Below are 19,276 nucleotides of genomic sequence, written 5' to 3'. Positions count from 1 at the left end.
TTTTGTTTGTGTTTTAATGAGTACAAATGTCGGTAGCTGCCGTCTGAAAAAACTTAAACAGGTTTAAGAAATGCGAATTATCTCTTTTTTTTGCGTATTTCGCTCAGATACTCAGGCGTAAGGCCCAGATAAGTGGCTAACATATATTGCGGTACACGGTTAACAAACTCAGGATGTAGATCAAGAAAATTGCGATACATATCTTCTCTTGAAAGATTGTAAGCATGTTTGAAACGCATCTGTGAAGCACCATAGGCTCTTTGAAGAATAAGCCTGAAATAGCGCTCGATTTTAGGGACTTCTTTCGATAAAACTTCTTGCTGTTCGGCCGTAAGAACCAATAAGTCAGAAGGTTCAATAGCCTGAATATAAAAAAGTGAAGGCTTTTGGCTTAAAAGAGTTGAATAATCACTCAACCACCAGTTTTCTAGCGCGAAGTTTACTGTCAACTCATCGCCCTTATCGCTCACAAAAAACATTCGCAGACAGCCTTTCTCAACAAAATAACTGGCTTTGCACACTTGACCTTCTTTTAGTATATATTCTTTCTTTTTTACCTTTAAACTTTGTACACAAGCTGCTATCGTCTTTTCTTCCTGTTCGTCTAAATCAAGGTAATTTTTAATATGGTTGAGTAGGCTTGTAGACATTGGTGCAATAATTAGTGCTATATTTTATAAATAAAAAGAGCAGAATCTGAATTCTGCTCTTAAATATACTACACTAAGCAAGATTTGTAATATCAAAAGGTAATTTCCGTATGCGTTTGCCAGTAGCGGCAAAAATCGCATTACCCAATGCAGGAGCAATAGGAGGCAGGCCAGGTTCACCCACGCCACCCGGATTCGCACCGCTGTCAATAATATGAATTTCCATTTTTGGCGCTTCGTTGATACGCATCAGATTGAATTGATGGAAATTGGTTTGGTCGCAAATACCGTCGGTAAAAGTAATCCCATCTTTAATGGCGGCCGTCAGACCCATTACAATATTGCCTTCAGTCTGAGCTTTTACATTATCAGGGTTTACATAATACCCACAATCAATCACAGACACTACTTTATCTATCTTCACTCCGTTTTCCTTTTTACTTACCGTAATGCAAGCGGCTGAAATACTATCAAACGAACGGAATACAGCTAAGCCTTTGCCTTGTCCTGCTGGCAGTTTCTCGTTCCAGTTCGCTTTTTCGGCTAGTGTTTCCAATACTTTTCTGAAACGTTCATCAGTTAAAATATCCAGACGTGCCTGTAAAGGGTCTTTACCAGCTAAATGGGCTAATTCATCTATAAAGCATTCTTGTCCCCATCCAAAATTTGAAGCATACACCGAGCGCCACCAGACAATTGGTATTTCGGTTTTTACATTCGTCCAGCTTACTTTTGAGGCTGTTGCAAAATTATATTTACTGTTTTCAGTGCTTATTTCTCCGCTTAACCAAGGGTCTGCTTCATCTTCTTTTAAGCCTTTAAAGACCTGGCCTACAATAGATTCGCCAATAGCATGGTGGTGAAATCCGGTGATTTTGTTTTCTTCTACAAATCCCTGCATATGGCTCAACATTCCCGGGCGGTATGGCCCTTGGGTAATATCATCTTCCCGTGTCCAGATAACCTTGACAGGCTTTTTCAATTCTTTTGATAAATGACAGGCTTCTAATAAAAAATCATGATAGGCTTTACGACCAAATGCACCACCCAGAAGCGTCACATTGATTTTTACCTGCTCGGGTTTTACTTTCATATAACCACATACATCTCTCAATGTCCAGTCTGGCCCTTGTACAGGTGCCCAGATTTCTATTGAACCATCATCTTTTACGTGTACCACCGCATTTACCGGCTCAATAGGGGCATGAGATAGGAACGGGGTTTCGTAATTCGCTTCAATTTTTTGTTTGGCAGAAGCATATTTTGCTGAAAAATCGCCTTTTTCTTCATAATTAATGCCTTCTTTCTTAGCTGCCTCATAAGTTTCATTAAAGTATTTCTGGGTACTTACAGTTTTGTCATAGTTGCCATTATCCCATTGAACTTTTAAGGCTTTTTTGCCTTTGAGTGCTGCCCACCAATTAGTAGCAATTACGGCCACGGCTTCTGACGTGCGGTGAGGCATTGGGCGTTCGGTTTTTACTACCTGTAAAACTCCGGCTACTTTTTTGGTGTCGGTATCATCAATAGAAGCTATTTTGCCATGCAACATAGGTGAGTGCAAAACACTGGCATATACCATGCCCGGTATGTCTACGTCTAAGCCATATACTGCTTTACCTGTCACACGCTCAGGTACATCCAGGCGTTTATTGTATTTACCTATTATCTTAAAATCCTTGGCTTCTTTCAGCTTCGGATTTTTTGGTATTTCTAATTTAGAAGCATCATCAGCCAATTCTCCATAAGTGAGACTTTTACCACTAATGCGATGAATAATTTTACCATCTTGCGCAAAACATTCAGTAGTTGAAACATTCCAGCGTTTGGCAGCAGTTTCGGTAAGCATTTCACGGGCTGCAGCTCCGGCTTTGCGGATAGGTTGCCATAAAGCCCTAACCGAACTACTTCCGCCTGAGGTCTGGTCGCCATATTTTCCTTTGCCATCACTTTGTACAATCTTCACTTTTTCGAGTGTTACTTCCAGTTCTTCGGCCAAAAGTGAGGGGACTGCCTGTGTAGAACCTTGGCCCATATCCGGGCGAGGATTTACCAGTGTGATGTTTCCGGCAGTATCAATAATAATAAAAGGATTTATTTCGAGACTTACGATGGCAGGAGTTATCTTTTTGAGTGTAGCATCTTTGGCAAAAGAAGATACTCCCAAGGCAAAACCAAAAGTGGTTAAACTCGTGGTTTTTATGAAATTGCGTCTTGAAGTCATAATGTTAGTCGTTTTATAGTAAATAGGTTAGATTATTTTCCTCCACCAACATTAGCACCTGCACTACTTTTCATCGTATCAGATGCTTTGTGAATGGCTTTGCGAATGCGGTCGTAAGTGCCGCAACGGCAAAGATTACCGCTCATGGCCGCATCAATATCCTCGTCGGTAGGATTAGGTGTAGTCTTCAACAAAGCTACCGCCGACATGATTTGTCCTGACTGACAATAACCACATTGAGGTACTTGTTCATCAATCCATGCCTGTTGAACTGCATGTAATTGCACCTCGCCAATACCTTCGATAGTGGTTATTTTGGCATTTTTGGCAACTACTGAGATAGGTGTCTGACAAGAACGAATCGGTTGACCGTTCAGATGAACTGTGCAGGCACCGCACATGGCCATTCCGCAACCAAATTTGGTTCCTTTTAAACCAACAAAATCACGGATTACCCAAAGAAGTGGCATATCAGGCTCGACATCCACTTTAACTTTCTTATTATTTACTGTTAAGTTATAAACTGCCATAGTTGTAGTAGTAATAGATTAGTCTAAACTAATGTAAAAGTTTACAAAAGTTGAGACTTTTGCAATTATTATCTCAGATATTCGACGAACGTCAGAAAATATATTAATTCTGTACATGATGTAACCATGAACAAACGTACGCTTGCTCTCATCATTTATTAGCTTTGGCTATTTTAATCGGCTTTCACTATTTTAGTAAGAATGCTTAGGACAAAAAATATTACCTTGCATCGTCTTTTACATTTCATAAATAAATTATCCTTTTTACCTACCCATGTTTATAGATTTAAGAAGCGATACCGTTACGAAACCCACTCAGGGAATGAGAGAAGCCATGTTTTCGGCTGAATTAGGCGACGATGTATTTGGCGACGACCCGACTGTGATAGCGTTAGAAGAAAAAGTCGCAGCCATGTTCGGTATGGAAGCAGCACTATTCTGCACCTCGGGAACAATGACTAACCAATTGGCTATCAGAGTGCATACTTTGCCAGGAAGTGAGGTGATTTGCGATAAATTATCACATATTTATCTATATGAGGGTGGGGGAGTATCACTTAATTCTTTCTCTTCTTTAAAATTATTAGAGGGAGATAAGGGTAGAATTAATGCGCAGCAAGTGCGTGATGCCATTAATAACCCAGACGATATTCATCAGCCTATCACCCGATTGGTGTCTCTTGAAAACACGATGAATAAAGGTGGGGGATGCTATTATGAATTATCTGAAATTGAAGCCATCAGACAAGTATGTAATGAACATCAGCTTCCTTTGCATTTAGATGGCGCAAGACTATTTAATGCTTTAGTTGAGACTGGTGAATCAACCTTGACACATGGCCAATTATTCGATTCGATTAGTATCTGTCTTTCAAAAGGTTTAGGTTGCCCGGTTGGATCTTTATTGATAGGTAAAAAAGATTTTATTAAAAAGGCTCGTCGCTTCCGTAAAGTAATGGGTGGAGGTTGGCGCCAAGCCGGTTTTTTAGCTGCGGCAGGAATTTATGCTTTAGATAATCATATCGAACGTCTGAAAGAAGACCATGCCAGAGCCAGAAAAATCGGGCAAATGTTAGAGAGCTTACCATTTGTAGAGGAGATTTACCCGATTGATACAAATATTGTCATTTTCAGATTACCTGATTTAGTTCTCGCTACCGAGTTTGTCGCTAAAGCAAAAGAATATAATCTAGGCTGTGTAACTTTCGGCAAACACCTGGTAAGATTTGTAACACACCATGATTTTTCAGATGAACATCTGGCGGAGTTTGAAAAGGTGATTAAACAGATATTATAATCTGTGTTCATAATGGCAAATATCAGGTAACTATGAAAATACTTGTGTTAGTATCTTTTTTTATAAGTATAAGCCTGGTTGGTGTAGGACAAACACCTGAGCGAGCATCAACCAAAAATCAGGACTATGGTATTTTATATGCGTATAACGATAGCCTGCAATATGAAACCTATCCATTGCCAAGCGGTTGGGGCTATAAGCTATATTTACGGTATAAACTTTTAGTGAATCAACCCATTATTCCGGCTTTAGCAGGTAATCAGGCTTTTAAAACAGAAAAAGATGCGAAGAAAATAGCGCTATTAGCTATGAGTAAAGTAGTGAAAGGCCAGATGCCTCCAACGCTTGAATTGAAGGAAGTAAAGAAGAAATTAAATCTCAAATAAATTGAAGAAATATTGTTACAATAAAGCCTCGCATAATCAGTGCGAGGCTTTATTGTATATTATGCCGGAAGTAATTCTTTTCTTTTCAGGATAGACTCAAATAGTTTCAAATCGTGTTCGCTGTTGAATACATTGAAAGGAAAGCGTAAAAATTGACCTTTTCCAATAATCAGTAGATAAGCATCTTCAGTTTTTTCTGCCGATTGAATGCTCTCCCATTTCATGATACCACCCTCTTTCTGATTCAGCTTTACCAATATCTGACGGCTATCTATTTCATACATGAATTTATCAAACATCTGTTTGTTCTGCTCCATTTGTGAAGCCGCATAAAATTGCGCATACCAGAACAAAACATATAGACCACCTCCTACAACTGCTACTACCGGAATCCACCAGTTTTTGTATGAACCTGTAAAATGTAGTACTAATCCTAAGATAACTACTGCCGCCGGAATCAACAACCATTTCCAATCTTTGCGCATATGGCGCTTAAAGGCAATACTTACGTAATCTTTTTTATCTAATGCAAACTTTTTTGTTTTAACTATCATTTTTTTGGTTAGAACTTAAATGAAAGCACAAAAATAGAAAAAGGCTCTGATAATATCAGAACCTTTAGAATTATTTTATACTTTTTAGGTAAACTAGAAAGATATATATGATTATTTAACTTTCTCTGAACTGGATGGTGTCTATTACGTATTTATTACTGGCGTCTCTTTTTACCAGAATATACACCAGAAAATCTTTATTACGGCTGCGATAATTACCTACGCTATAACGTAAATCAATATTTGACGCCCCCTGATAAACGAACTGAAACGATAAAGGTGGATTATGCTGGAAGAACAATTTAAAAATCTGTTCGGCTTGCTGAGAGGATATTTTATTAAAATCTATTTTTTCGGAATCAATAATGAGTTCTATTTCCTGACTGAGGCAACTGGCAAGCATTTTCGGATTACCTCCTTTGAACGACATCCGTATTCGGTCTGTTAATTCGTTATCGATTCTTTTCTTTGGGCTTGAAACTCTTCCACCTGGTTTTGATGCATTTATAAAGAGGATCAACACTAAAGCTGAGAATACGTATTTCAATAGCTTCATAGATAGTTTATGCTAAGTTTTATTATCTTTGTTGGTGATTTACGACGCATAGTCTTTTACATAAACTATGCCAAAATTATATACTACCCTTAATGAAATACTTGGTATAAAATGCCTATCATGATCTAATTGAAAAAATTATGTCCAACCAATTATTGAACAGTACCGAGACTTTTCAAAAAATCCGCCGCATAGCCTATCAGATTTACGAACAGAATTTTGATGAATCAGAAGTAATCATTGCAGGTGTCAATGGCGAGGGGTATCATTTCGCCGAAAGATTGGTAGCTGAATTGAAACAAATCTCGGCTTTGAATGTAACAATTGCCAAGGTGAGTGTAGATAAACAGGCGCAATCGCAACCCGATATTAAGATAGAAAGTGAAGTAGATACTTTTCGGAACAAGAATGTCGTTATATGCGATGATGTACTAAATACAGGCCGAACGCTGGCTTATAGTTTACGTCCGTTTTTAAGTATTCCTTTAAAGAAAATACAGGTAGCTGTTATTGTTGACAGAAATCATCCGATGTACCCTATCGCCGCCGATTATGTGGGGTACTCGCTCTCTACTACTTTAAACGAGCATATCCAGGTGATTCTGAGTGATGAAGCAAAAACAGGCGTGTATTTATATTAATGTTGTTGAAGAATGATTTCAAAACTCAACCTTATTAGGTTCGTATTGGTTTTTGCAATAACAGGCGCGCTTTATGCCTGTGGTGAGAAGGAACAGGATTATCATCCTAAACCCACAGGGTTTAACCGTCTGGATCTACCTCCACATGCCTATCAGCCTTTGAAAGAAGAACACCCTTATACTTTTGAATATTCGAAAGCCGCAATTGTGCAAAGAGACACTTTTAAACTGGCCGAGCCTCATTGGATTATTCTGCGTTATCCTAGCTTAAATGCCCTTATTCAGTTTACTTATAAACCTGTCAATAATGATCCTAAGCGTTTGCAGAATATGATGAGTGATGCAGCTAAACTGGCGTTTCATCATGATAAAAAGGCGTATTCAATTAAAGATGGGATATTAACAACAAAATCTGGAAAAAGGGCAGTAGTTTTTGAGTTGGAGGGAGAGGTGCCAAGCCATTTTCAGTTTTTTGTAACTGATACTACCAAAAATTATTTAAGAGGAGCAGTATACCTGACAACAGCTACGCAGAATGATTCTCTTCGTCCGGTAATTGATTATCTGAAAGCCGATTGCCGACATATCCTGGAAACATTAAAGTGGAAATAATGTGAATCTTTACACTATTTCCACTTTTTCATGGCCTAAAGCTGAGCTATTATAAAGGGAAAAATACTTTAAAACTAAGCTTCACTTCATCTTTCGTTTTTACTCCGAATAATGACGGACGTTCAACCTGAAACTGACTCAGTAAAATATCAAATTTCCCATCAAGTGCTACCCTTTTATCACTATCAGTGCGGGTGACAGTAATCGTTACTGGTTTGGTAACTCCGTGAAAAGTCAGGTTTCCGTCCGCAGTTAATGTATTATTATCATTTTTTATTTTATTGCTTGTAAAAGTAACTTTCGGATATTTCAATCCTTCCATTACTTCTATGGCGTGTGAATCGCGGTTGGCATTGCCACTATCAAAGGCTTCTACTTTTAATGAAACTGCGACCTGACTGATGGCCTTGGTGGCATCGTCATACACAATCACTGCATTTACATCTTTGCAAACTCCCTCCCAATCATGAGCCGGGTGGCTCATGGCATAAGTAACAATAGAAGTCTTTTTGTCAGCGGTGATTTTTCTGCTCTCTATATTGGGTGAAAAAGCAAAAATAGTCAATAAAATAAGAATGGCTATAAAGTTCTTTAAGGTTCTCATCTCTCTAATTAGCTTAATGTTTTTAATGTTGCGAAGGATCTTAATTAGGGCATTTCATACAATTTCAGGCGTATTAAAACTCAAATTTCAAAACAGCCATAGCTGCAAAATAGGCCCCGAAAGTGGTATATGCTGCCGCGCGGTGATAAGGCTTTAGTTTAAAATTATCACTGATTTTATGAGCCAGCACATTGGTGGTTATCATACCCGTCAGGTGAATATACGATAAGATTTTATGTACTTTCACATTGCTGATGCCTTTGCGGTTGAGCATACCCGGAGGTGCTGTAAAAGCCATCAGGGCAGTAGTAGCATAAGCTATATTGATACCTGTTGCGGTAGCTTCATGCGCTCTTTTGATACGGGTATAATCATCACCACCTGCTCTGTATAATTTAGCGCCCAAAAAGCCCTGAGCTAACATACCTGCGGCAGTTAATAAACCCATTGCCTGATGGATTTTGAACATCGTTCTTCTTACTTTCAATTCTCTGGCTCTGTTTTCAGCAGTTAGTTCAGGTGCAATACCCACTTTTCTCAATAGCCCTTTTTCTCCCCAGAAAATCCTTTGAGTCAATAACATCTTATCCGGCAATAGCTTTGGTGTTTCGGCAGTTGTATCTAAATCAGCCAAAAGGCTATCAGATTGCGTGACCTGAGCAAAAGCGAAACCAGCAAACAGGATAAAAAAGAGCAATAAAGAAATTCGTTTCATATTTATATTAAAATTGGTTGGTTCATAAAAGGGGAGGATGTTGCCATCCTCCTTGCCCTAAAAACACGCTATCCGGAAACACACATATCCACTTTTATTCAAAAAACACATATATCAAAGTCTTATAAGAAACACATATATCCACAAAGCCGGTCAGGCAAAAACTCTTAGTGTATTACCGCTATTCTGAATTTCGGTTTTATAAACCGTTAAAGATTTTTCTGCGGGAGATAGTTTTACTGAACCATCCAGATTAAATTCTGAGCCATGATTCGGACATTTGAAATCATTAGTTGCAGTCCGATAAGCAATTGTACTACCTTCATGCGTACATAATTTCGATAAAGCTACGTAAGTACCACCTGTGTTTACAATGATGATGTTTGCTACGTAATTAAATTCACCTGCGGTTTTCATTTTGCTGTAATCAGCATTCGTTAAATCGACTGTGAAATCGATACCAGCACCACTGGTTGTGCCTTTTACTGCACCACTGGTACCGCCTGTACCTCCGGTTCCGCCTGTGCCACCTGTACCTCCCGGAGTTGGGTCATCGCTCCCCGAACCTGAGCAGGCAGTTAATCCTGTACCCATGCAATAAAAAGCCATCAATGCACCTGTACTCAATCCAAGCTGTCGTAAAAATTGCCCTCTACTTAATTGTGTTTGTTCCATAGAAAGTATAAGATTTATTTGGTTTAAAATGCGTAGTAATTATAAGCTTTACGGACATTTTAAAATGAGGGTTGCGTGGCCAAATAAAAATTGATAGCTTCCTGTTTTATTGATCAGACGAAGAATTTGCTAAGGTAGGTTGCTTAAATTGGATAAAAGCCTAGTAGGATGATACAGAAACAAGCCAAAAAAATACCTGATAATAATTTAATTATCAGGTGCTTAGGTTTGATTTTTAATCCCCGTAAAAATTGTAAAATATTGATAAGGTTCAAGTATATTTCCGGCAGGAATATTCTTGAAAATTAGTTGCTTATTTTTCTAAATTTTTTTTCGCTTCGGCAATTACGCCTTTATTTTCTGCGGTGTCTAAAGCTTTGTTATATAGCTCATTCGCACGTTTTTTATTGCCAGCTCTTTCAGCAATTCTGCCTAAACCAAGGTAGGTCATAGCATAATAATCTTTTGTATAACGCTCATCAGGTTCATTTTTTAGCACAGTATTATAGAATTCTAAAGCCAGTTTATCATTCCTTTTTACTTTTTCGGCTATCAATCCATCAAACAGATTGGCCGCAATCTGATAAACAGAACCACCTGTTTTCCGCAAGTCATTAATTTTCGGAATTACTTCATCATATTTTCCTGATAGAATAAGTGCTTCAGCATATCGCATAAGATAAATGGGGTTATTCGGGTATTTATCATGCAATAAATCAGCATAGAAAAGACCTTTATGATAATTCAATTCATACTTAAGGTTTAGATTCATAAAATAATATGCCGCCTCAATTCTTGAAAATACAGATTTCTGTGTAGCTAATTCCAATTGTGTTAAACCTAATTTTTTGTTCCCGTTTTCGAAAAAAATAACAACAGGCTTTACTATCGGATGAGTTTCCGGATATTGAATACGGTAATAATTGTATAGACCGGAAGTAAAATAAAACTCAGGGTTTCGCTCTATCATTCCAAACCCGTCTTTCATATAGCCATAGGCTTTTCTAGCTTCGTTGGCGGCTTTCATAGGTTCTTTCCTGTAATTATATGCCAGCGTGATATATCCATGCGAAGCCAATAAAAAGAAAGTCGCTTCTGCCTTTTTATTGGGGTCTTTTAACATGGGCTCTGCCAAAGCTTCACATTTTTCCAGAAGCGACATGTATAAATTGACCGCCTTCGGATTTTTTTCGAGTGGGAGATTCTGCCATTGTACCTGAATGGCACTTAAAAGCGGAGTAACCGGATGTTGTGGATATTTAGCTTTTACTTTCTGAAAAAAAGCATCGGCCTCTTTAAATTCATAGTTGTATAATTTGTCCAGACCTTTAATAATGGTTTGTTTGGAGTCGTTATCAGTCAGCAATTGTGCAGAGGTAGAAACGCTAAAAAGTTGGATAAGGATAAAAAAAATAAACAGCCTTCTCATAAAAGTTTATAGTAATACCCTTTGTTAACAAAATTGCAATAAAAAAACCTCCCGTTCAGGAGGTTTTTTTTTCTTTTCTACGTAACCTACTTATATTGTGTAGTTTACAGATTAACGATGACTTTGTAAATAGCTATTTACAGATTCGCGGCTTCTTAGATTAACACCAGATGCCTCCATAGATAGACGTAAGGTCTTCTCGATAGTTACGTAAGAGAAAGTAAGATCTGTTTGTGGTTTATAACTTTTCACACCACCGATAGCGGCAGTTTGAGAGCTATAAAAGAATGTTACCTTTCCTGTTTGGAACGCAAAATTTACTTGTTCTGTTGAGCCGTCAGTTTCTTTAATGATAACTCTTGGCAATGCTAGCCATTGAGCACCAACTTTCACGTAGGCTACTACAATACTACCAGCTGAGACGTTTGCGTCCATTACTTCAAACGCACCAGTTTGGCCTGTGTTGCCTGTTCCGATACCAGCTGCATCTACTGTCTTCCAGTCTGTTGTTTTAACTGTTACTTCGGCATTTTTAACATTGGCATTTCCGTCCTTACCATTAGTACCGTTAGTACCAGTAGCACCAGTAGCTCCTACTGCACCAGTAGAACCAGTAGCACCAGTAGCACCTTGTGGACCAGCAGCACCTTGAGGACCTTGAGCACCTTGTGGACCAGCAGGACCTTGAGGACCTTGATCTCCTTTACATGACCATAAAGCAACAGATAACGCTAGCGTTACCACTGAAAGAAGTCTATAAAATTTGTTCATGATTTGTTGGGTTTTGATAATTTGACTTCAGTTACGTAGCAATATTATTGAAATTTGCTCAACTTTGCAAATGCGAATATCGGTTTATTTATTTTACGGCGAAAATAATTAGTGGAAAAAAGAAAAAGATATTTTCTGTATCGCGTTTTTGAAATAAAATAAACCCAAAATTGGTGTAAAGCCTGTTCATTAAAATTTTATTAAATAAGAAAATAAATTTCTCCTATTCTATGCAAGCATTAGACTGTCTTAATCAGGTTGCTGATTTTCACCGGACTTTCCAACATCCTATTTTAGAAAGCCCTCAAATCCCGTCAAAACAAAGATGTGACTTAAGAATATCGCTTATTGCCGAAGAATTAAATGAATTAAAAGAAGCCATTGATGAAAAAGATATTGTAGCCGTAGCAGATGCTTTAGCCGATATACAATATGTATTAGCAGGAGCAATTTTAGAGTTTGGCCTGGGAGAAAAATTCCGTGAATTGTTTGATGAAGTGCAACGTTCGAATATGAGTAAGGCATGTACATCAGTGGCTGAAGCCGAAGACACCATGAAGCACTATGCAGAAAAAGGAACAGAATCTTATTATAAAGAAGTAGAAGGGAAATTTCTGGTATATAGAAAAGGTGATGACAAGACTTTGAAGAACATCAACTATTCTCCGGCAGACTTACAAAGAATTATAGGTATACCTGCCGATTGATTGGTGGTAGCAAATTATTAAATCACTACCTAATAATCACTCATTCTCTCAATCACTCATTCACTCATTAATCATGACCCCTCTTGCTGATGCTATATATAATGTAAAAGAGAAGTTTCTCCGTTATGTACAAATTGATACACAATCAGACCCGAATTCTATCTCAAATCCATCAACTGAGAAGCAAAAAGATTTGAGTAAGGTTTTGGTTGAAGAATTATTGGCGATGGGCATCGCTGATGCTCATTTGGATGAATGGGGATATGTATATGCTACTATTCCGGGTAACTCAACTAAAAATGTTCCGGTAATTTGTTTTTGTTCGCATGTGGATACTTCACCTGATTGTAGTGGGGCAGGAGTGAAGCCTATAGTAAATGAGTTTTGGGATGGTACAAACATTGTTTTGCCAGATGACCCTACGCAGATAATTAAGATGTCGGAGCACCCTGATTTAAAGCATCAGCTAGGAAATGATATTATTACTGCCAGTGGAACTACTTTATTAGGTGCTGACAATAAATCTGGCGTTGCAGAAATCATGGCAGCAGCAGAGTACCTGATGCAGCATCCTGAAATTATACATGGTACAATCAAGATTTTATTTACGCCTGACGAGGAAGTAGGACGAGGAACGGAAAAAGTAGATTTGAAGAAACTGGGTGCTGATTATGCTTATACTATGGATGGTGAAACGGTCGGTACGCTGGAAGACGAAACTTTTTCGGCTGATGCCGTAAGTTTAATGATTAATGGTGTAAGTACGCATCCGGGTTTTGCCAAAGGTAAGTTGGAGAATGCAATGAAAATAGCTGCTGATATTTTAGCGGCTTTGCCAAAAGATACGTTATCACCAGAAACTACCGAAGACTACGAAGGATTTATTCATCCTACACAAATATCAGGCATTCAGGAGCAGGTAAAGCTGGATTTTATCATCAGAGATTTTGCGGTAGCAGGTTTGCATGAAAAAGAAACTTATTTGCAGGATATAGTAGATAAGGTATTAAAAAATTACCCTAATTCAAGTGTTGATTTTAAAGTGATTGAGCAGTATCGTAATATGAAAGAGGTATTGGTGAATCACCCTAAAGTAGTAGAATATGCGCTGGAGGCCATCAGACGCTCGGGTATGAAGCCGGAACAAAGGAGCATTAGAGGAGGGACAGATGGCTCTCGATTATCTTTTATGGGTTTGCCGTGCCCGAATATTTTTGCCGGAGAACATGCCTTTCATTCTAAACTGGAGTGGGTATCGGTGCAGGATATGGAGAAAGCAACAGAAGTAATTATTAATTTAGTACGAATCTGGGAACAGAAATCTTAGAATATGCCAATTGTAAATAATATAAAAGAAATAGAAAACGAGATTAGTGGAAAAGACGTTACGCTTGTAGCAGTTTCTAAAACAAAGCCTATTGAAATGCTCATGGAAGTATATAACTCAGGCTTTAAACGTTTTGGAGAAAACTATGTGCAGGAACTCACCGAAAAACAGGAGAAAATGCCTAGAGATATTGAATGGCATTTTATCGGGCATCTGCAATCGAATAAGGTGAAATACATTGCACCTTTTGTGAGCCTGATTCATTCGGTAGATAGTTTTAAATTATTGCAAGAGATAAACAAACAGGCAGCCAAAAATAATCGGGTGATTGACTGCCTGTTGCAGATATATATTGCGGAAGAAGACACTAAAAGTGGCATGACCGAAGAAGAATGCCTGGAAATTCTTCAATCAGAAAAGTTAAAAAATCTTACCAATATCAGAATAACTGGTTTGATGGGTATGAGTACTTTTACTGACAACGAAAATCAGGTCAGAAAAGAGTTCAGAAAACTCAAAACCTTTCATACTTCTTTGCTTCCCTCTTATCCATATCTCACAAACATTTCAATGGGCATGAGTGGTGATTATGCCATTGCTATTGAAGAAGGAAGCACCATGATTCGGGTCGGTAGTAAGATTTTTGGAAATCGTGTTTATACAACTTGATTTTACCCAACCTGAAAACATCTCATACTGATACTACCCATATCAAAGCCCTCGTAGGTATATTTGATAGCTTCATCTTTGTTAACCAAGCCTGCTGTATAAAGCATAGGTAAATAATGGTCGTAACTCGGATGAGCTATTTGTCCTAAAGAACCAAATGATTTGAAATCAGCCAGGTCAGCTAATTGTCTGTTATCTAATTTATTCTTAACAAGGGTATCAAATTCCAAAGCCCAATCAAAAGGTTTTGATGCATCGCCGTGCCAGTTTATCTGTCGCAGATTATGTACAATATTACCGCTAGTCAGAATCAATACGCCTCTATTTCTTAAGTTTTGCAATTCCTTTGCCAGTTCGAAATGAAATTGAGGCGGCTTTGAGAAATCGATACTCATCTGAAAAGTCGGAATATCTGCTTCCGGATAGATATGTCGAAGAACAGACCAGGCTCCATGATCAAGTCCCATTTTATGTTCTTCTATTATACCAATAGATTTTACTTCGTTAATTAACTCTCTGGCTACTTCCGGTGCACCTTTGGGCTCATATTTTACCTCATATAATTCTTTCGGGAAACCGCCAAAATCATAAATGGTTTGTGGTGCTGGATTTACCGATACATAAGTTTTATTCATAGTCAGCCAGTGAGCCGAAATAACCAGAATCGCTCTTGGGCGTTCAATGCTTTTTCCTAAAGTATTTAAACTATGCGTAAAATTATTATCTGCTAAAGCATTCATAGGGCTACCATGCCCAATGAAAATAGATGGCATTTTCTCTGATTTGGAGAAACCATCTGTTATATTTTTTAAATCCTGTAAATTCATTGCGTGAGTCGTAAAAGGTAAAATGCTTAGTTTTTTTAAAAAGTCTAATCTTTTCATACATATACATTATATGTAGATACAACTATTTTTTTGTCAATAAAATTCAATTATTAATGGGGAAATTTAAATCTACGCAAAATGGGAGATAAATGGCTGAATATAAATGAATTATGCTTTATTTGATTACATTATGACCTATATTCTATTTTTATTGCCGATGCAGTCTTATTTTTGCCCTTATTCCTTATATATATAAACTAAAGATAAATCAATGAATAAATTTTTCTTACAGGCAGGGGCTCTTTTAGGGGCAATAGGAGTGGCATTAGGCGCTTTTGGCGCTCATGCGTTAAAAGATAAACTAACGGCCTCAGGCAGAATGGAAACATTTGAAACGGCCGTAAAATATCAGTTTTACCATGCCTTGGCTTTGGTATTGGTAGGAATATTAGCAAAAGAAATTGCTTCAAAAAATCTTACTTATAGCGGTTATTGCTTTTTAGGGGGCACGCTTATTTTTAGCGGTGCCTTGTACCTTATCTGTTTTACAGGAATTAAAACCTTTGGCGCGATTGCTCCAATAGGCGGTACATTAATGATTGCAGGTTGGCTGCTGTTATTGTGGGCGGTTTTAAAAAGTTGATATGAATAAAATGTGGCCAGAACCGAGCGACGGTCACTCGGTTCTCGCCACATTTCATCTTTATTACTCTACATAATCTAAATCTTTAGAAAAGGTTTCTTTAAGCGAGGCGTTAGCAATAAATGCAGCTCCAAAACAAATAATACCTATAATAGTAGCACTTAAAATCAAATTGCCATTAAGCGCCTTGGTAAGATATTGATGGCCTAATAAAATAGGTACAGCACCACCGCGGGCAAAATTCGGAATAGTAGTAGCAACAGTAGCTCTTATATTCGTACCAAATTGTTCGGCCGACATCGTGATTAACACAATCCAATAGCCTGAGGCTGCCCCCATCAATACACACATAATAAATATAGCCGTATTACTCGCTCCCCAAAGGTTGAGATAAATCAGACACAAGCACAAGCAGATAGCCTGGAAAATGAAGATGGTTTTTCGGCGGTTTTGTAATCGTTGGCTTACGTACCCACTAATAAGATCACCGCAGGTTAGGCCTATATATACATACATTACGGCTTGTCCGGCTGTAACTTTTCCTTCAATGCCTAAGGCCTTGGCCACTTCAGGTGCTAACTGCATCAGGATGCTGACAATAAAAAAGATAGGGAAACCAATAAACATACAGGCGATGTAGCGCTTGAAGCGGTCTTTATTGGTAAAAAGACTTAAAAAGTCTCCTCTGGTAATATTTTGCTCTTCGGCATGTTTATACATTTTGGATTCAAAAGTGCCTACTCTTAATAATAATAGGAGTAAACCCATACCACCGCCAATAAAATAGGCTGTTCGCCAATAAAAGGCATCGCCAACTAAGGCAGCTACTACTGCCCCCAAAGCCCCTACAGATGCCATAATCATGGTTCCATAGCCGCGTTTTTCTTTCGGCATGGTTTCAGCGACGATGGTTATTCCGGCGCCCAATTCTCCTGCCAGACCAATTCCGGCCAAAAATCTTAATATTCCGTATATATAGATATCCTGTACAAATCCGTTAATGATGGTAGCGGTTGAGTAAAGTATAATTGACCCGAATAAAACTGAGAGGCGGCCTTTTTTATCACCCAAAATACCAAAAAAAATACCGCCACACAATAAGCCGATCATTTGTACGTTAAATAGCCATAAACCGACACTCGTATTATCGACACCTACTACACCTAATTCGGTTAGACTGCTATGACGGAGCACAACGAATAGAATCAAGTCATACGCATCTACGAAATAACCTAACGCTGCAACTAATACTAGTAAAAAAGTTGATTTTTTCATGTATTAACAAAGTTTCACGAAAATAGAGATTCGTATAGAATTTCGCGAAAAAAAATAACGACATTTTTGGTAATTTTCTGAAACATATTCAATAAAAGGCTAGTTTTGTCGTTAATAAGCCTAAACCGTTAAATACTAAATATTCAGATTTCTATGGAACAAACTCAAGAAAGAAGAAGTAACACGGCAATGACCGCCGGACTTGTTTTAGCCTGTGCTTTAGCAGCACTATTTGGCTTCCTTTATTTCAATGCGCGTCAAGACATTGATTCAAAGAATGTTGACGTATCGCAAAAAACAAAAGAACTGCTCCTTACAAACTCTAAACTTGATTCCATTGCCGTACAACTTGATGCAAAAATTGCTGAAGTACAAGCCTTAGGTGGACAAGTAGAGGATTTACAAGCGTTGAAAGCTCAATTAGAGCAAGACAAGAAAAATTTAGTTAACTCAAAAAGTGTAAGTATTAAACAATACGAAGGCAAAATTAAAAATTATGAGTTGGCATTGACAGAAAAAGACAATGAAATTGCCAAACTCAAAGAAGAAAACGCAGTACTAACTACACAGAACGAGACTTTAGGTAGCGAAAACAATAACTTAAAAACAGAAAACACCGGCTTAAAAACCGATAAACAAGCACTAGCAGATTCAGTGTATAACGTAGGTGTTAAAAATAAAGAGCTTGCAGAAAAAGTAACTTTAGCAGCAGCACTAAAAGCCATGAACGTAAATGTAAATGCTATCAACTCTCGTGGTAAAGAGCGTGACGGTGGCGAATACAAAGCTAAAAGAGTAGATAAAGTAAAAATATCTTTCAAACTGGCTGAGAACGCGCTTACCAAAAGAGAAGAGAAAGTTATTTATATGAGATTACTTGATCCTAAAGGCAATGTAGTTTCAGACATGGCGACAGGTTCGGGTACTTTTAATTTTGGTGGAAACGAAACCGTTTATACTTCAAAACAAACAGTGATGTATGACAACTCAGGGCAAAATGTTGATTTTGTTTACTCACGTGGAAGTTCCTATGAAAAAGGCAAATATACTATCGAACTTTATTCAGAAGGTTTTAGTATCGGCCGTGGTACTTTCGATGTGAAGTAATAATCATATCTTTTTAAATAAAATCCCGCCGGATTGCTCCAGCGGGATTTTTTGTTTAATATATTTCAGGATAAATGTTTTTCATTAGTGAATTAATTTTTTTAATAAATCTACTCTAAAAGGTTTAGAAATATAACCATTAATCATAGGATATTTCTTTATCTAAGGATTGGTCGAAGACCAGAGCAGTATAATCACCCTGATACTAATATTTCTAATTAGCTGCACATGAAAAATAATTGATGGCTAAATTGAGGTAATAGATAATTAGATTTATTTAATGGAGCGTCAAATTTTATGCCACAACCTTAAACGTATAATGATAGATGTATATACGTAAACAAAAATATTTAGTAAAAATGTAAATTTGTATTTCATAACACATAATTAGATAAAACTAAGCAAGTGGATAGGTTTTTGCTGATAAAGGTATATCTTGAATAAGGTTTTGTATTTCTATTTAAGCCAATTTATTAATATGCATATCTGGAATACATACAAGAACACGATTCAAAGAAACTGCTTAGGTGCTTATACTCAAAAGGATGGATTACTCTATTGGCAAAACCGCCTGTTCACTATTATTCTTACCTATTGGATACCCATTAGTTTTTTAGCACTTATACCAGGTGTTATCATGTCAATCATAGGAGGTATTCCTACACTTGCTATCGTTGATTTACTAGGAGTCTCGTTTGTAATAACTATCTCTTTTAGCAAGAGATTGAATATTCTTGTGCGCAAGGTTTTATTTATTAGTGTACTTTATATAGTGGCACTTGTATTAATTTACTATTTGGGTACGAGTGGTCCTGGTCTTCTTTATTTACTTGGAACTACTATTTTCATTATTCTTATTTTTCCTGAAAAATTTGGCTATATGTCTGTCATAACTAATATAGTCATCTGTATTCTCTTATATTTTGCTATTCGTTTTCAACTGCTGTATAGTGCTACCAGTCCATTTTCTTCCTTTGGGGCATGGGTAGCAGTCTCTGCTAATCTGGTTTTATTAAGTTTAACGTGAGTTCGGGATTAGAATAAAAAGTCAAAAGGGCAAAAAAATGAGATATTTGT

Annotated in this window: 22 protein-coding genes; 10 read left to right on the top strand and 12 right to left on the bottom strand. The window is 37.5% G+C overall.

Annotated features, from left to right (window positions below):
• Window positions 1-77: 77 nt before the first annotated feature.
• From ACYVFA_RS13405 to ACYVFA_RS13395, 3 genes are all read right to left on the bottom strand, one after another.
• On the bottom strand, window positions 78-650 hold the full coding sequence (locus tag ACYVFA_RS13405) for a Crp/Fnr family transcriptional regulator (protein ID WP_460472341.1): 573 nt from the start codon (window positions 648-650) through the stop codon (window positions 78-80).
• Between the two features lie 73 nt (window positions 651-723).
• A complete protein-coding gene (locus ACYVFA_RS13400) occupies window positions 724-2,874 on the bottom strand; it encodes a xanthine dehydrogenase family protein molybdopterin-binding subunit (protein WP_460472340.1) in 2,151 nt (716 codons plus the stop codon).
• A gap of 32 nt (window positions 2,875-2,906) precedes the next feature.
• On the bottom strand, window positions 2,907-3,404 hold the full coding sequence (locus tag ACYVFA_RS13395; RefSeq protein ID WP_460472339.1) for a (2Fe-2S)-binding protein: 498 nt from the start codon (window positions 3,402-3,404) through the stop codon (window positions 2,907-2,909).
• Window positions 3,405-3,678: 274 nt separating this feature from the next.
• On the opposite strand from ACYVFA_RS13395, the gene ACYVFA_RS13390 reads away from it, so the two are divergent.
• Both ACYVFA_RS13390 and ACYVFA_RS13385 read left to right on the top strand, forming a co-directional pair.
• The gene (locus ACYVFA_RS13390) at window positions 3,679-4,701 is read left to right on the top strand and encodes a threonine aldolase family protein (protein WP_460472338.1); all 1,023 of its coding nucleotides are present in this window, start codon (window positions 3,679-3,681) and stop codon (window positions 4,699-4,701) included.
• A gap of 32 nt (window positions 4,702-4,733) precedes the next feature.
• Window positions 4,734-5,087 carry a DUF4907 domain-containing protein gene (locus ACYVFA_RS13385; protein ID WP_460472337.1) on the top strand — a complete coding sequence of 118 codons (354 nt, stop codon included), beginning with the start codon at window positions 4,734-4,736 and terminating at the stop codon, window positions 5,085-5,087.
• Between the two features lie 59 nt (window positions 5,088-5,146).
• Here the strand turns inward: ACYVFA_RS13385 and ACYVFA_RS13380 are convergent, their stop codons facing one another.
• The gene (locus tag ACYVFA_RS13380) at window positions 5,147-5,641 is read right to left on the bottom strand and encodes a YcxB family protein (RefSeq protein ID WP_460472336.1); all 495 of its coding nucleotides are present in this window, start codon (window positions 5,639-5,641) and stop codon (window positions 5,147-5,149) included.
• Window positions 5,642-5,756: 115 nt separating this feature from the next.
• Entirely contained in the window at window positions 5,757-6,197 is a 441-nt protein-coding gene (locus tag ACYVFA_RS13375; RefSeq protein WP_460472335.1) for a DUF4783 domain-containing protein, read from the bottom strand.
• 140 nt (window positions 6,198-6,337) lie between these two features.
• On the opposite strand from ACYVFA_RS13375, the gene ACYVFA_RS13370 reads away from it, so the two are divergent.
• Complete coding sequence (locus ACYVFA_RS13370; protein WP_460472334.1) at window positions 6,338-6,838, top strand: type I phosphoribosyltransferase; 501 nt, start codon at window positions 6,338-6,340, stop codon at window positions 6,836-6,838.
• A gap of 12 nt (window positions 6,839-6,850) precedes the next feature.
• Entirely contained in the window at window positions 6,851-7,450 is a 600-nt protein-coding gene (gene gldD, locus ACYVFA_RS13365; RefSeq protein ID WP_460472333.1) for a gliding motility lipoprotein GldD, read from the top strand.
• A 49-nt stretch (window positions 7,451-7,499) separates the two neighbouring features.
• Here gldD and ACYVFA_RS13360 read toward each other — a convergent pair whose 3' ends face one another.
• The 5 genes from ACYVFA_RS13360 to ACYVFA_RS13340 all read right to left on the bottom strand — a co-directional run bounded on the left by ACYVFA_RS13360 (window position 7,500) and on the right by ACYVFA_RS13340 (window position 11,617).
• Window positions 7,500-8,054, bottom strand: a complete 555-nt coding sequence (locus tag ACYVFA_RS13360) for a YceI family protein (RefSeq protein WP_460472332.1) — start codon at window positions 8,052-8,054, stop codon at window positions 7,500-7,502.
• A gap of 73 nt (window positions 8,055-8,127) precedes the next feature.
• Window positions 8,128-8,769, bottom strand: coding sequence for a hypothetical protein (locus ACYVFA_RS13355; RefSeq protein WP_460472331.1), 642 nt, complete (start codon window positions 8,767-8,769; stop codon window positions 8,128-8,130).
• Between the two features lie 153 nt (window positions 8,770-8,922).
• Window positions 8,923-9,444 (bottom strand): QcrA and Rieske domain-containing protein, encoded by a 522-nt coding sequence (locus ACYVFA_RS13350; protein ID WP_460472330.1) that lies wholly within the window; start codon window positions 9,442-9,444, stop codon window positions 8,923-8,925.
• 313 nt (window positions 9,445-9,757) lie between these two features.
• The gene (locus ACYVFA_RS13345; RefSeq protein WP_460472329.1) at window positions 9,758-10,873 is read right to left on the bottom strand and encodes a tetratricopeptide repeat protein; all 1,116 of its coding nucleotides are present in this window, start codon (window positions 10,871-10,873) and stop codon (window positions 9,758-9,760) included.
• Window positions 10,874-10,984: 111 nt separating this feature from the next.
• Window positions 10,985-11,617, bottom strand: coding sequence for a collagen-like triple helix repeat-containing protein (locus ACYVFA_RS13340; protein WP_460472328.1), 633 nt, complete (start codon window positions 11,615-11,617; stop codon window positions 10,985-10,987).
• Between the two features lie 257 nt (window positions 11,618-11,874).
• Here ACYVFA_RS13340 and ACYVFA_RS13335 point away from each other — a divergent pair, with 257 nt between their 5' ends.
• The 3 genes from ACYVFA_RS13335 (at window position 11,875) to ACYVFA_RS13325 (ending at window position 14,347) form a co-directional block, all read left to right on the top strand.
• Window positions 11,875-12,351: a pyrophosphohydrolase domain-containing protein gene (locus tag ACYVFA_RS13335; protein ID WP_460472327.1), complete on the top strand. Its 477-nt coding sequence runs from the start codon at window positions 11,875-11,877 to the stop codon at window positions 12,349-12,351.
• Between the two features lie 73 nt (window positions 12,352-12,424).
• Window positions 12,425-13,678: a peptidase T gene (gene pepT / locus ACYVFA_RS13330; protein WP_460472326.1), complete on the top strand. Its 1,254-nt coding sequence runs from the start codon at window positions 12,425-12,427 to the stop codon at window positions 13,676-13,678.
• A gap of 3 nt (window positions 13,679-13,681) precedes the next feature.
• On the top strand, window positions 13,682-14,347 hold the full coding sequence (locus tag ACYVFA_RS13325) for a YggS family pyridoxal phosphate enzyme (protein WP_460472325.1): 666 nt from the start codon (window positions 13,682-13,684) through the stop codon (window positions 14,345-14,347).
• A 2-nt stretch (window positions 14,348-14,349) separates the two neighbouring features.
• Here the strand turns inward: ACYVFA_RS13325 and ygiD are convergent, their stop codons facing one another.
• A complete protein-coding gene (gene ygiD / locus ACYVFA_RS13320; protein ID WP_460472324.1) occupies window positions 14,350-15,231 on the bottom strand; it encodes a dioxygenase family protein in 882 nt (293 codons plus the stop codon).
• 214 nt (window positions 15,232-15,445) lie between these two features.
• Here ygiD and ACYVFA_RS13315 point away from each other — a divergent pair, with 214 nt between their 5' ends.
• Window positions 15,446-15,817 (top strand): DUF423 domain-containing protein, encoded by a 372-nt coding sequence (locus ACYVFA_RS13315; protein WP_460472323.1) that lies wholly within the window; start codon window positions 15,446-15,448, stop codon window positions 15,815-15,817.
• Between the two features lie 63 nt (window positions 15,818-15,880).
• Here the strand turns inward: ACYVFA_RS13315 and ACYVFA_RS13310 are convergent, their stop codons facing one another.
• Window positions 15,881-17,092, bottom strand: a complete 1,212-nt coding sequence (locus ACYVFA_RS13310) for an MFS transporter (protein ID WP_460472322.1) — start codon at window positions 17,090-17,092, stop codon at window positions 15,881-15,883.
• Window positions 17,093-17,245: 153 nt separating this feature from the next.
• Between ACYVFA_RS13310 and ACYVFA_RS13305 the strand changes: the two genes are divergently transcribed.
• Together ACYVFA_RS13305 and ACYVFA_RS13300 are read left to right on the top strand one after the other, a co-directional pair.
• Window positions 17,246-18,199, top strand: a complete 954-nt coding sequence (locus ACYVFA_RS13305; protein ID WP_460472321.1) for a hypothetical protein — start codon at window positions 17,246-17,248, stop codon at window positions 18,197-18,199.
• 478 nt (window positions 18,200-18,677) lie between these two features.
• The gene (locus ACYVFA_RS13300; RefSeq protein WP_460472320.1) at window positions 18,678-19,226 is read left to right on the top strand and encodes a hypothetical protein; all 549 of its coding nucleotides are present in this window, start codon (window positions 18,678-18,680) and stop codon (window positions 19,224-19,226) included.
• Window positions 19,227-19,276 lie beyond the last annotated feature (50 nt).

The organism is Emticicia fontis (genome assembly GCF_054779675.1).
Note: the sequence above shows the minus strand (reverse complement) of the source record. Positions and strands in the feature narration are given on the sequence as shown.